General features: G+C 38.7%; 14 protein-coding genes and 1 pseudogene. All 15 read right to left on the bottom strand.

Features of this window, described 5'->3' with window-relative positions; genetic code table 11:
- Positions 1–18: 18 nt before the first annotated feature.
- The gene (locus HNQ69_RS02025) at positions 19–312 is read right to left on the bottom strand and encodes a YggT family protein (protein WP_183228432.1); all 294 of its coding nucleotides are present in this window, start codon (positions 310–312) and stop codon (positions 19–21) included.
- A gap of 358 nt (positions 313–670) precedes the next feature.
- Positions 671–1,231 (bottom strand): invasion associated locus B family protein, encoded by a 561-nt coding sequence (locus HNQ69_RS02020; protein ID WP_183228431.1) that lies wholly within the window; start codon positions 1,229–1,231, stop codon positions 671–673.
- A gap of 125 nt (positions 1,232–1,356) precedes the next feature.
- The gene (locus tag HNQ69_RS02015; RefSeq protein WP_183228430.1) at positions 1,357–1,878 is read right to left on the bottom strand and encodes an RNA pyrophosphohydrolase; all 522 of its coding nucleotides are present in this window, start codon (positions 1,876–1,878) and stop codon (positions 1,357–1,359) included.
- A 42-nt stretch (positions 1,879–1,920) separates the two neighbouring features.
- Complete coding sequence (locus HNQ69_RS02010; protein ID WP_183228429.1) at positions 1,921–3,231, bottom strand: S41 family peptidase; 1,311 nt, start codon at positions 3,229–3,231, stop codon at positions 1,921–1,923.
- Positions 3,221–4,507: a murein hydrolase activator EnvC family protein gene (locus HNQ69_RS02005; protein WP_183228428.1), complete on the bottom strand. Its 1,287-nt coding sequence runs from the start codon at positions 4,505–4,507 to the stop codon at positions 3,221–3,223. The genes HNQ69_RS02010 and HNQ69_RS02005 overlap by 11 nt, the downstream gene beginning before the upstream one ends.
- Before the next feature lie 96 nt (positions 4,508–4,603).
- A complete protein-coding gene (rlmH, locus tag HNQ69_RS02000; protein WP_183228427.1) occupies positions 4,604–5,086 on the bottom strand; it encodes a 23S rRNA (pseudouridine(1915)-N(3))-methyltransferase RlmH in 483 nt (160 codons plus the stop codon).
- 1 nt (position 5,087) lies between these two features.
- Positions 5,088–5,516 (bottom strand): ribosome silencing factor, encoded by a 429-nt coding sequence (rsfS, locus tag HNQ69_RS01995; RefSeq protein WP_183228682.1) that lies wholly within the window; start codon positions 5,514–5,516, stop codon positions 5,088–5,090.
- Positions 5,517–5,572: 56 nt separating this feature from the next.
- Positions 5,573–6,166, bottom strand: coding sequence for a nicotinate-nucleotide adenylyltransferase (locus HNQ69_RS01990; protein WP_183228426.1), 594 nt, complete (start codon positions 6,164–6,166; stop codon positions 5,573–5,575).
- Positions 6,167–6,195: 29 nt separating this feature from the next.
- Positions 6,196–7,452 carry a glutamate-5-semialdehyde dehydrogenase gene (locus HNQ69_RS01985; protein WP_183228425.1) on the bottom strand — a complete coding sequence of 419 codons (1,257 nt, stop codon included), beginning with the start codon at positions 7,450–7,452 and terminating at the stop codon, positions 6,196–6,198.
- Positions 7,453–7,500: 48 nt separating this feature from the next.
- Entirely contained in the window at positions 7,501–8,640 is a 1,140-nt protein-coding gene (gene proB / locus HNQ69_RS01980; RefSeq protein ID WP_183228424.1) for a glutamate 5-kinase, read from the bottom strand.
- Between the two features lie 14 nt (positions 8,641–8,654).
- Positions 8,655–9,668, bottom strand: coding sequence for a GTPase ObgE (obgE, locus tag HNQ69_RS01975; protein WP_183228423.1), 1,014 nt, complete (start codon positions 9,666–9,668; stop codon positions 8,655–8,657).
- Positions 9,669–9,824: 156 nt separating this feature from the next.
- Positions 9,825–10,553: an RlmE family RNA methyltransferase gene (locus tag HNQ69_RS01970; protein WP_183228422.1), complete on the bottom strand. Its 729-nt coding sequence runs from the start codon at positions 10,551–10,553 to the stop codon at positions 9,825–9,827.
- A 33-nt stretch (positions 10,554–10,586) separates the two neighbouring features.
- Positions 10,587–11,899: pseudogene (locus tag HNQ69_RS01965) on the bottom strand (Ppx/GppA phosphatase family protein).
- 825 nt (positions 11,900–12,724) lie between these two features.
- Positions 12,725–13,321 (bottom strand): invasion associated locus B family protein, encoded by a 597-nt coding sequence (locus HNQ69_RS01960; protein WP_183228421.1) that lies wholly within the window; start codon positions 13,319–13,321, stop codon positions 12,725–12,727.
- Positions 13,322–13,323: 2 nt separating this feature from the next.
- Positions 13,324–13,755: YadA-like family protein (locus tag HNQ69_RS01955; protein ID WP_183228420.1), on the bottom strand; the 432-nt coding region annotated here is incomplete at its 5' end.

Below are 13,755 nucleotides of genomic sequence, written 5' to 3'. Positions count from 1 at the left end.
CTCAGTCTTTCTATAGAGCTATAGAGATAGGATCGCATAAGCGCGCCACATGAAAATACGAATAAAATAAATAATTATAAACACGACAACAGGAGAAATATCAATTGTTCCAAGATTTGGCAAAACCTGCCGGATACGACTTAACACTGGCTCTGTAAGGCGATACAAAAAACTGCCAATAAAAACAACAAAGCGATTGCGTGCATTTATGATATTAAATACATAAAGCCAAGAAAAAATGACATTTGCAATTAAAATATCAATATAAATATTGAAAATAAAATCAATCACTTGAAGCAGTATATAAACCATACCTTATCACTCTTTCAATCAAAGAAACAGAAAATCGTCTATCGAGCACTCATTAAAATAAGCCTGTTTATCGAATAATAGTTTTATACGCCAACGTCCCCCATTTTTCATGCATAGAAAATCTAAACATCTTCACTCTTCATCCACATAGTATAACGATGATGAAACCTAACAAATAAATATTGGAATAAAAATAGCTGATCAAAACAGAAGCAAAGGCAAACAATCTAAGAAATCTTCAAAACACTGTTGAATATCTCTCATATGATAATCTCACCGCTTTAGCTAAAAGCTTTCGGCCAGAAACGCTTCAACTAAAAACGGCCTAAAAAGGCCGTCTTTGTTTTACTTTTTAAGCTTATTTCTGCAAAGCTGTCAAACGGTTAAGTGCATTGCTAAAACCATTCAGCTGAACAAACAAATCATTCAAAGGTGGTTCACCTGGAGCAGCAATTGTCATAGCCAATTTCAAATGCTTTCCAACACGTAATGCTGCCACATGATCTTTATCAAAAACTACTGGAACAATACAACCTGCTGGTACACAAGTCCGAATACCGGTCTCGATAACAGACTTGCCTTCATCGACTTGTAAACGAACAGGCTTAGAGACCAAAATACCAAAAGGAACTGTTAAATTACCGGATATAGCACCATCAGCATTAAGAACAATGTTCATAGCTAAAATGACACGATTCTGCTCATTTACCTCTTGACGGTGCATAAAACAAACTTTTTTTCCCTCCTGTATACCACAGTTAATGCTCCACAAACCGTAGGTTTCAGTCAAAGAAGAAGCACCATTTGGTAATGTAGCTGCAGGAGCTTTCGTTGCAGAAGACTTTGAATCTGATGCAAATGCTACAGAAGAAATACTCAAGAGAGTAAAAGCTATAAGTAAATTAAATAATTTTTTCATTTTATATTCCAGTTCTTTACATAAAAGAGAAACACAATTTTATTATTTTCTAAAATCCATATATAATATTACACATAATACAAAGCATCTTAAAGAAAAAAGAGCTTTCTACAATTATATAGCTTTTATAATCGTTTAACGCTACCTTGAAATTCGCTAACAACTTTCATATAGACCTGCTTTTTAAAAGAAACAACGGTCGAAGGAAGAGTTTCTAAATCAACCCATTTCCACTGATCAAATTCTGCTTTATTACCATCTGGTGGCGGATTTATCGCAATTTCAGAAAACTCTCCTGTAAATTGAAAAGCAAACCATTTTTGTACTTGTCCACGATATTTATTGCTTAATGTGTCTCCAATAAGTTCTTGTGGAAAATCATAATGGAACCAATCTTGTGCTTCCTTGATCAGTTCTACAGAACGAATACCCGTTTCTTCATAGAGTTCACGACGCGCTGCATCTAACGGCTCTTCACCCTCATTGATACCCCCTTGCGGAAGTTGCCAACAACGAGACATTTCAGTATTGGGATGAATGTTTGTCATTAAACGGCGCCCAACCCAAACTTTACCTTCATGATTAAAGACAACAATTCCAACACATTTCCGATAAGGAAGAGCTTTCAAATTAACAACTCCATCCATTCAATTATCGCCCCAAAAGCATAAACTGTACACACTTCTTTCTCACTTTAAAACATCCTTATTGGGATCTGGTGGAAATGCTGCATGTGCCATTTCACCGCGTAAAAGCTTATAAGCCTCATTCAATTGAATATCCTCCTTAGGATCTTGCGGAACAAAAGCAGCTGAGCCAGATCCTTTATTGTTCTCTCGTTTTCCTTTGATATGCCCTTTTAATGCAGATTCACCAACTTTTACATCATAACCTTTATATTTTTCAGGTAAAGGCTGCTCTACAATAATATCAGGTGTGATACCTGTTCCTTGAATTGAGGTGCCAGCCGGCGTGTAATAAAGCGCTGTTGTTAAGCGTAAAGCACCATCTTCACCCAAAGGGATAATTGTTTGAACAGATCCCTTCCCAAAAGATTGTGTACCCAAAATTGTAGCGCGACGATGATCCTGTAATGCACCTGCTACAATTTCAGAAGCGCTTGCCGAACCACCATTAATGAGAACGATAAGCGGCTTTCCATTGGTAATATCCCCTGGCTTAGCATCAAATCTCATAACATCATTCTTTTTACGCCCACGAGTTGATACAATCTCACCTTTATTGAGAAAAGCATCTGAAACACTAACAGCCTGATCCAAAAGCCCACCAGGATTAAGCCTTAAATCAAGGACATATCCCTTTAGTTTATCTTGGGGAATTTTAGATTGAATATCTTTAATTGCAGCCTGAAGATTGCCAAAAGTCTGCTCCGAAAACTGGATAAGTCTTAAATACCCAATATCACTTTCAACGCGATATTTAACCGCTTTTACTTTGATGATATCACGAATAACCTTAATCTCAAGTGGCTTATCAACGCCAGAACGAATAATTGTCAACGTAATTGGTGTCCCAACAGAACCCCGCATTTTATTAACAGCTTCATTTAATGTTTGACCATTCGTCTGTACCCCATCAATTTTTGAAATGAGATCCCCTGCCAAAATACCCGCTTTTGAAGCAGGTGTATCATCCATGGGAGAAACAACTTTAATTAAGTTTTTTTCCATGGTTACTTCAATGCCAAGCCCTCCGAATTCTCCCTTCGTAGAATCCCGCATATCCTTGGCTTCTTCAGCATTCATATAAGATGAATGGGGATCAAGCGATGTGAGCATGCCATTGATAGCATTTTCAATAAGCTTTTTATCATCTGGAACCGTAACGTATTGCATACGTACTCGTTCAAATATATCGCCAAATAGGGCTAGCTGCTTATATGTATCACCTTCATTATTCGCAGCAACAGACTGCACCATAATCATTGAACAGGCGCCGAGCAATACCCCAGCGACCAAAAGAATAACTTTACGAATCATTTTGGTTCCTTCTCGTTTTTTCAGTCCGCCACCAAGGAGTTGGATTCACAGGCTTCCCCTGCTTTCTAAACTCAATGTAAAGCATTGGAGCACTTTTTCCTATATCCAATGCAAAACTGTTCGCAATAAACTGCTTCCCCATCATACCAAGAGGCTCACCGGCAAGAACAAATTGTCCTTGCTTTACGTTTATTTTCGATATTCCAATGAGAACGATATGATAACCATTTCCGACATTGAGAATAATTAGCTGTCCATAAGAACGAAATGGTCCAGCAAAAGCAACAAGAGCATCAGAGGGTGATATAACAACAGCTGCTGATTCTGTTTCAATCATTTCACCAAAGCGTGTTATCTGCGAACTATTATGAGCATGCTTAACTCTTTTTCCCAAAACAGGAAAAAGTAAAGAGCCTTTTTGGCTTTCAAAATTAGACTGCTCTAACAATTGTAAATTTTTCCGTACCTGTTTTGATGCATCAGAACTAAATTTTGATTGATGGTCAAGCTCTAAAATCAATTCTTCCAAAGACTGCGCTTTTTTAGCAAGAACAAGGCTTTTTTGTTTTTGTTCTGTAAGCTCTTCTTCAGAATTTTTTTGTAATTTGGCTTTTTCATCTAATAAAAGCTCTAAACGTTTTCTCTGCTCTGCTTGATTTTGCATTTTAGTTTTTAGTGCTGCATATTCGGTAGCAATGGAATTACTCAAATTGGTTAACACCTTGAGACTCTCCGTTAAAGTTTGTGTTTTCTCCTGCATTTGAGGGACAACAGCTCCTAATAAAACAGAACTCCGTATAGAAGCTAACACATCCTCAGGCTGCACCATAAGAGCAGGAGGTGGATTAAACCCCATACGTTCTAAAATGGCAAGAACTTCAGTAAATTCAGCGCGGCGATTTTTTAAAATTTCATGAATTTGTGCCCGCTTTTCGATCATTTTCTTTAGTTTTTTTTCTCTTTCAGCAATATCATTTGTTATCGCACGTTCTGCTTCAGCAGCTTTTATAAGCGCATCACTTAAAACACGTTGATCTTTTTTTAAACGTTCAATTTGGCGCGTAAGAAAAGCAACCCGCTCACGCGAGAGTGAGATATTTTGGCGAATTTCTCCCAACGCTTTCTGTGCTGCTTCTACACTACTTACTGTATCTTCAGCATGCGATATAGAAAAGCAAAACCCTACACTCAAAAACAATAGCACGACAAATATAACGCATTCTTCATACAAACATTCCATTTTTCTATGAAGAAGTTTTTTCATTTGCCCAACCATTAAGCCTCATCGCATAAACTAGAGATGCTTTAAATGGTGCCACCTAAAACAATATTAATAAATGCGTAAATAAGTGTAAAAAACTACACAAAAATGTTAAACACGGTGATAAGGATGATTACTTGCAATTGTTACAACCCGATAAAGCTGTTCTGTAAGCAAGATACGTGCAATTTGATGTGGCCACGTCATAAAACCAAAAGACAAAAGAAAATCGGCACGATTTCTTATCTGTTCATTATGCCCATCAGGCCCTCCTAAAGCAATTATCAGATCACGGACACCTTCATCACGATAAGACCCCAATTTCTCCGCAAAAGCAGGTGATGAAATCGACTTTCCACGCTCATCCAAGACAATTAATCGGCATACTTCAGGCAAAAACTCGATAAGCTTTCTCCCCTCTTCTTTCATCCGCTGACATGCTGTTTGAGCACGACTTTCTGATATCTCCTGTAACTTTTTGAAATGAAGCCCTACAGCTCCAGAATTTTTAGAAAAACGATCCAAATAATGGTCAACCAATTCGCGCTCTGCTCCCTTCTTCATGCGACCAATAGCAAAAATAGAAATTTGCATGTTAATGATCTCCGAAGAAAACCGATTTTGTATTTTTAAAATCTGAAGTAAGCCACATTTTTTCTAAATTGTAAAAGAGACGAGTTTCCGGACGAAAAAGATGCACGATGATATCGCCGGTATCAATCAATACCCAATCACCTCCAGCAAGCCCTTCTACACTAGCAAGACCATACCCACTGTTTTTCCAAGTGCGTAACAAATGATCCGCAACAGCAGATACATGACGTTGTGAATGCGCTGAAGCTATAACCATGTAATCAGCTAAAGATGACCTCCCCTGAATATCAATAGAAACAATATCTTCTGCTTTTGTATCCTCTAAACTCTTAAGAATAATTTCGAGACCATTACCTATAGAAAAGATTTTTTTTTCTGTTGAAGATGCAATATTGTAAGAGTGTTTTTGTGAAACGTTTTTCAGACCAATATCCTTTCTGATCGCTTGATAACATAAAAATAGAGAAGCAGAATCTTAAAAAATATTCAATAAAAATCGTACCCCTTTAAACGAAGATTCGTTGAAGACTGAAAAGACAAAGGTCCATGTAAATAAGTCCAAGCAGGTGGTTGCATAAAAGGTAATCGTATACTTTCTCTCTCATCTAAACGAAAAGAACGGTAAATGTATGCCATAGGAGAAGAGAGTGCTGACAGATGCACAAAAGGACGATCAATAACTGCAATAGGAAACATAGATACGATATCATGCCACCGATACCAATGATGAATCGTTGCAAAACTATCTGCACCCATAACCCACACAAAATGAACTCCTCGGCAACGTGTAAGAATATGAGAAATCGTATCTACTGATACTCTACTACCTATCGCTTGCTCAAAACCCGTTACGCGGATCTTTGGGTGATCAATGAGTTCAGCACTTAATCGTATCCTCTCATCTAACGATGGTAAATCTGTACAGTTTTTTAAAGGATTCCCTGGAGTTACCATCCACCATAATTGATCAAGACGTAAACGTCGAATTGCACTTTTTGCAACAAAAAGGTGCCCACCATGCGGTGGGTTAAAAGATCCACCAAAAAGACCCACAACATTCGATCTTTCAACATGTGGCATGCGATTCTTCCAAGGGAAAAGTAGGTTTTTCAAGGCCTAACCTGTCCATTTCCTTTAACATGATATTGAAATGATGTCAGCTGTTCAACACCTATAGGACCACGCGCATGTATTTTTCCTGTTGCAATACCAATTTCCGCTCCAAAACCAAATTCACCTCCATCAGCAAATTGTGTAGATGCATTATGAAGTAAAATAGCCGAATCCAAACGATTAAAAAATATTTTTACTACCTTCATATCCTCAGCAATAATCGATTCCGTATGCCCCGATGAATAACGTTGAATGTGCGCAATAGCTTCCTCAATACCCTCAACTGTTTTGACAGAAAGAATTGCATCAAGATATTCATATGACCAATCCTCTTCAGAGGCTAATTTGGCGTCTGACATAAGACAAACAATATCTTCTGTTGCACGAATTTCACACCCCTTTTCCTGTAAAGCAGTCAAAACGGGAAAAAACTTTTTTAATGCTTGACGGTCAATGAGAACTGTTTCAACAGCACCGCATATACCTGTACGCCGCAGCTTTGCATTTAAAACAATATCACGCGCCATCTCTAAATCTGCCGATTGATCAATATAAATATGACAGAGGCCCTCTAAATGCGCGAAAGTCGGAACACGTGCATCAGACTGAACGCGCGCAACAAGATTTTTTCCGCCACGGGGTATAATCACATCAATCATACCGTCCAACCCTTGAAGCATTTCTCCAACAGCATTACGATCTGTTGTTCCAACCATTTGAACGGCATCTTTAGGAAAACCCGCTTCCTCTAACCCTCTCACCAACGCAAAATGAAGTGCTTGGGCAGAATGAAAACCATCCGAACCACCACGTAAAATTGCAGCATTTCCAGCCTTCAAACACAGAGCACTTGCATCAATTGTAACATTTGGTCGGCTTTCATAGATGATACCAATAACACCAAGAGGTGTACGGACACGGCTAATATGAAGTCCATTTGGACGTGTCCATTCACTCATCACTTGTCCAATAGGATCAGGCAAACAAGCAATTTGGCGGACACTGTCTATGATTGTCCGCAAACGCAATTCATCTAACTTAAGCCGATCAACCATCGCTACCTTCAAATTATTATGCACAGCGTTCTCTAAATCCTGATGATTAGCTCGTAAAATTTCATCTGACTGAGCTTCTAGACTCAAAGCTATCATTTCTAATGCTTTGTTTTTTTGTTCAGAAGACATAACAGACAGTATTGCGGCAGCACGGCGCGCTTTTTGCCCCATCTCTTTCATCTGTTCTTTTAAAGCCATACAATCATCCACTCTGTTAAAACAATAAACAAGGTAAAAATAACTTTTTTAAGCAGAATCGGTCAAGCAACGTAAAACCATATCATTACGATGCACTATAGCAGAGCGCGCTTCATACCCAAGGATAGATTCAACTTCTTCACTTTTATACCCCATAATGCGCACGGCTTCATCTTTGCTATAATTCACAAGTCCACGAGCAATCTCAACCCCATTTGCATCAACAATTGCAACCGTATCTCCACGATGGAACTTTCCCTCAACTGCGACAACCCCTGCAGCTAATAAAGATTTTCCAGATTCAAGAGCTTTAACTGCTCCCTGATCAATCGTCAAAATACCAGATGGATCTAAATGACCAGAAATCCAAGTTTTCCAAGCATTAACAGGTTTTTCACTGGCAGCAAAAAAGCTTCCACGTTCTCCCTTATCAATCGCCGCAAGAGGATTCATACGCTTACCAGAAGTAATAACCATCGCCGTTCCAGCGGAATTTGCTATTTTTCCGGCATCAAGCTTGGTCTTCATGCCTCCACGGGAAAGCTCTGAGGCAGCCACATCTGCCATCTTTTCGATATCACTTGTAATTGATGCAATAAAGGGAATAAATTCAGCTGTTAGATCACGATGGGGAGACTTCGTATAAAGGCCATCAACATCTGATAAAAGGATTAAAAGATCTGAACCCATCATCGTTGCCACACGCGCGGCTAAACGATCATTATCACCATAGCGAATTTCACTTGTTGCCACAGTATCATTTTCATTAATAACCGGTACCGCTCCAAAACGCAAAAGTACATTAATTGTGGCACGTGCATTGAGATAACGTCGACGCTCTTCCGTATCAAAGAGAGTGAGCAAAATTTGCCCTGTTTTTAATCCATACTGCGCAAGCGCATCACCATATGTTTTGGCTAATTCAATTTGCCCTAAAGCAGCACATGCCTGACTTTCTTCTAATTTTAAAGCCCCCTTAGGAAGCTGTAGCAATGTTCTCCCTAAAGCGATAGCACCTGAAGACACTAATAAAATCTCAACACCTCTTTGACGCAGCTTAGCAACATCACTTATTAAACTTTTAAGCCATTCAGCGCGTAAACCTGTCTGAGGATCAACCAAAAGCGCAGATCCAACTTTGATCACAATCCGTTTATAATGTGCAAGTTTTTGTAATCCAACTGCCATCTTAATCAATCCTGCTATTTTCTATCGTCATCTTCTTCCCGTGCCATTTCGATAATATGTGCAACAGCACGGAGCACATTTTCTAAACCTTCACGACTAACCGCAGAAAACATCATAACAGATTTACCCGTTATTCTTTGCAAAACCTCTTGTTTGGCTTTACGCTCTTCAATAGTGAGAGTATCTATCTGACTTAAAGCGACAATTTCAGTCTTATTACTAAGGTTGTTTCCGTATGCCTTTAGCTCATTACGCACAACCTGATATGCTTTTGCTACATCTCCTTCTTGAGCAGAAATCAAATGAAGTAAAACACGACAACGCTCTACATGCCCTAAAAAACGATCTCCAATCCCCACGCCTTCATGCGCACCCTCAATCAAACCAGGAATATCAGCCAAAACAAACTCACGAGCATCAATGCGTGCAACACCAAGATGAGGATGTAGGGTGGTAAAAGGATAATCCGCAATTTTGGGTTTTGCCGCCGTCACAGAAGCTAAGAAAGTTGACTTCCCAGCATTTGGCAAACCAATAAGTCCACCATCAGCAATTAACTTCAAACGCAGCCATAGGGTGCGCTCTTCTCCAGCCAAGCCAGGATTCGCACGGCGAGGTGCCCGATTCGTAGATGTTGTAAAATGAAGATTCCCAAAGCCACCGTTCCCTCCTTTTGCAAGACGGTAACGCTGTCCAACTTCTGTTAAATCACAGATTAACGTTTTATTATCTTCTTCAAAAATTTGTGTCCCAACCGGGACTTTAAGAATGATATCATCACCCTTTTCACCCGTCATATTACGCCCTCTACCGTGCCCTCCCGTTTTTGCTCTAAAATGCTGCTGGTAGCGATAATCAATTAGCGTGTTAAGCCCCTCAACAACAAGCGCCCAAACATCACCGCCACGTCCCCCATCACCACCATCAGGACCTCCAAATTCGATGAACTTTTCACGACGAAATGATACGGCCCCAGCTCCTCCACTACCAGAACGAATATAAACTTTAGCTTGATCAAGAAATTTCATTAAAAATACTCACTGAGGAATCAATCCCTCTACCTCTATAGGTAATACATCAATTTTACTAGTTTTTCATCATGACAAGAGAAAAACAAAAAATATCTTTGACGCCTGTTTGAAAATATCCATACATTCAATATGTTAAGTAGACTAAAGAAGAAGCTATGGTTGCACTTCTGTTTTTCCCTTAAATTTGAGTGCAAGAAGATAAAGCTCTACGGATTCTGATCGACTTGCAGGTGGTTTAACATGATGGATTGTTTTAAAATTCTGTTTCAATGTCGTGAGAAGAGTGTTTTCTGCCCCACCTTGAAAGGCCTTTGCTAAAAAATGCCCTCCAGGCTTGAGAACTGAAAGGGCAAAATCAGCAGCAACTTCACATAAATGGACCGTCCTTAAATGATCCGTCTGACGATGCCCCGTTGTTGGTGCAGCCATATCGGAAAGAACAACATCCGGCTTCGTTCCTAAAGCATCAATCAATTTTTGCGGTGCATCTGCTTGCAAAAAATCCATTTCTAATATCACAACTCCAGGTAATGGATTAACGTGCAAATAATCAATACCAACCACACTAGGTTTTTGATCACTTAACCCGACTACACGTACAGCGACCTGACACCATCCTCCCGGCGCTGCTCCTAAATCAATAACCTTTTGGCCTTTTTTAAGAAATTTATAGCGCTCATTCATTTCGATTAATTTATAAGCTGCACGCGAACGATAACCATCTACTTTCGACTGATGAACATAGGGATCATTCAGATGCCTCTCTAACCATCGCCGTGACGACGCTTTAATGGTTCCTGCTTTCTTCTTTACACGCTGATATAATTCATGCGATCCTGAACCACCATAGCCGCCAGTCGGTGTTTTTATCGTTTTTTTCATCGTTATTCACTGTCTCCGTATTCTAATAACTATTTAGCCTTTAAAGTTTTTTCCTTTTCTATGACGACACCATACACCGTCACGTAACATCAACTCTATCAAAAATTTCTTCTCTCAACCCACGATCAGCAACTCTTAATCGTTGACTGGGCCAAGCTTCCCGAATAACGTCTAAAATTGCATAACCGGCTAAAATTAAATCTGCTCTCTCTCGCCCAATGCAAGGATTATTTACCCGTTTTTTTATGTCCTATGACAATAAGCGTTTCTTCACAAGAGTAATGTCTGCATCACTCATCCAGATACCATCCAATTTGCCTTCGATTATAACGCTCTAAATTAAGGCGCATTCCCGCTAAAGTTGTAATCGTTCCAGAAGTTCCCAAAAGATAAAACTTTGAGCCCTGAGCTAGAGCCCCCAACTTATGACGACTTGAAAAATTATTTAAAAAACTCCGTACATAGCTTTTCATTTTTTCAAAGTCTTCTACACTAATATCGTCTTCCCCAAAGCGCTCAGCAAGCGTGACAACACCAACAGGGAGAGAAGTCCAAGCCGTAATCTGTTCAGTTAAAGGTAAAGAACGCTTTTTTGAAACATCAAGAAGAACAATTTCCGACGACCCTCCTCCAATATCAAAAAGTACAATTGCATCAGTAGTTGGCTCAACCAGCGTACCACATCCTGAAACAGCAAAGCGCGCTTCTGTTTCTCGATCAACAATTTCCAATTCAAATCCCGTCCCAACCAAAACACGTTGAATAAAATGTCGACCATTTTTGGCAGAACGTCAAGCTTCTGTTGCAACCAAGCAATAACGTCTAATATGTCTTTGTTTTAATTTTAGACAACAAATCTTTAACGCCTCAATCGCACGATCCATAGCTGGTGTATTAAGAAGGCTATTATTTACTAAACTTTCCCCCAATCGTACAATACGTGAAAAAGCATCAACAACGCGAAAATACCCTGGTTTGCTCGGAGATGCGATAAGAAGACGACAATTACTCGTTCCCAAATCAAGTGCCGCATAAAGAAGCGCAGATTTTAATTGAGAGAACCGCGAAAAAAAAGACAGTTTAGGAATTTTTGTTTTTTCGACACCTACAACTGCTCGACCATGAAATTCAAAAGCCATCTCCGATTGAACAAAAACCTGCTTCTGTTTATAATGCCTTTTTCGCTGCCGTTTCTTTACATCAAAAGAAATAGAGGCGGGCTCTGTCTGCAACAATACAGAATGATTGTTTTGATTGCACCTACGGTGACCACATAATTTCTCTGTTCTATTATTATACGCTCTTCCTTGCTTTGACTCTTTTGAACCATAATCTAACGGAGTCATTTTTCCTTATTCCTTAAGCGTTTTCCCAAAAATAAACAAAGATGAGAGAGTCCCCCTACCCATTACTAAAGCTAAAATCACAATGCGATATTAAATTACAAATATCAAGAAAACCTTAGCTATTTTTCTATCATCATGATTTTTGATACTAGCATCATTCAGGTTTCTGAATAATTTTTTATTGTTTTTAGAAAATTGTCCCTCTCTTTATGGACCGAAAACTACAAATCAATCGTTTACATTTACACCTATCATGACTTGCTAGCCGCTCATTGTAGCATTCACATGGGGGATATCTTTGAAAAAAAACTCTTGTAAAAAAATAAATTTATATTCCTAGAGAAGTTTTTTGAACCCTCATTTTCCTTGTATTCGTATGACAATAACATAGTAATTGCACTTTGCAAAATGACTGGCTTTTATGCCATCACCATTAAAACTGCTGCAGGACTTCAATTAGGCGTTATTGATATCAAAAAATATCACTCTCAAAATCCGTAAAAAATTTTGCAAAAATAGATTTATTACTTTTCCATAGAAGCATATAGTTTTATTTATTATAATTTTAAAGCTGATTGCTCTCAGTGACTTTAACTGTTAATCTTAATGTGTTTAACCTTATAAGCCCTGTCGAAAAGCTCTCACTTAACTTTCTAAAATATCTTATTGTGATTTACACTTGTACAATATGCTTCATTTTGAATAATTTGCTTTAGATTACAAAGGAGGAAATTGCTTCCTTGTTGCATTTTTTATACTTAGATCTGAAAAGACAGCGCAATGAGTTACAAGAATAATAACTTTGTTAAAAACACTCTAAATAATCTAGCGCTGTAAAGAATAAATTGCTTCACTCAACCCTTCAAATGGCAAAATAAAAGAAAATGTCTTTCCGTCTTTAACCTTATAGGAAATGCGTACTTTTTTCTTTTGCTCTATTTGTTTACTAAAACTTGGTCCTATAGGCAACTGTGCTAAACAAATCTCTTCATTACATTGTGTATAATGAATGAGGACAGGCTTTTTAACACCTTCTAAAAACATTTGAATAGGAACATTTGTATCAGCATTTGACAATGTTCGAAGGAGCATTACCGCTTGACTACTTTTTGTAGAAACAAGAGACCAACTAAAAATAGTATTATCCTCCTGATCATGAACGGTTTGCGTCACATTACATACACCTTGTTTAAGCTTTTGTTCTTGTTTTTCATCGCAAATCAAAGTCCAATTATAAAATTGCGTAATAATTCGACGTGTTTCACCAGGTTTTCCCTTAGGAATAGATAAATGTGGTGGATGCAACGTATAAATATTATCGTTATCGTTGGCAAAACTTTCGCCCCTGCCGATTAAGGCAAGGACGAACATAATACATAATAAAATATCTTTCTTTTTTATTATCATATCAGTTTTTTGCATAATTATCTCAGCTTCAGAGTAATTCCTCCACCTATACCCCAATGGCCTCCGGCACTCGTTACAGACAGGTTAGAACGAATTTTTCCATCTTCAGATGTATAACCAGTACCAAAAGCAAAGGCCGATTGGCTACGCCATAAGCCGCTACCAAAGGCAACACTCAAAGCTCCTGGTGTATCAAAATAACGCAAGTTAGACACAGCCAAGCCAATAGCTGCCCCTTGTCTTGCTTCTTTGCGTGCTCCCTCAATGTTATAATTTAATGCTTCAAACTTCATATCCGTGTAGTCCTTAGCACGGGAAACAGCATCATCAATGGCACCAATCGTAATATCCTTTATACGTTCATCCGTATATTTCTTCGCATCATCAAGAACAACTTTCATCTGCTGCTCAGTGTAATCATGCAACTGACCTCCATTCACTGCTTCCTT

The organism is Bartonella callosciuri (assembly GCF_014203215.1).
GTDB lineage: Bacteria > Pseudomonadota > Alphaproteobacteria > Rhizobiales > Rhizobiaceae > Bartonella > Bartonella callosciuri.
This window is presented reverse-complemented; position numbering and strand designations above follow the sequence as displayed.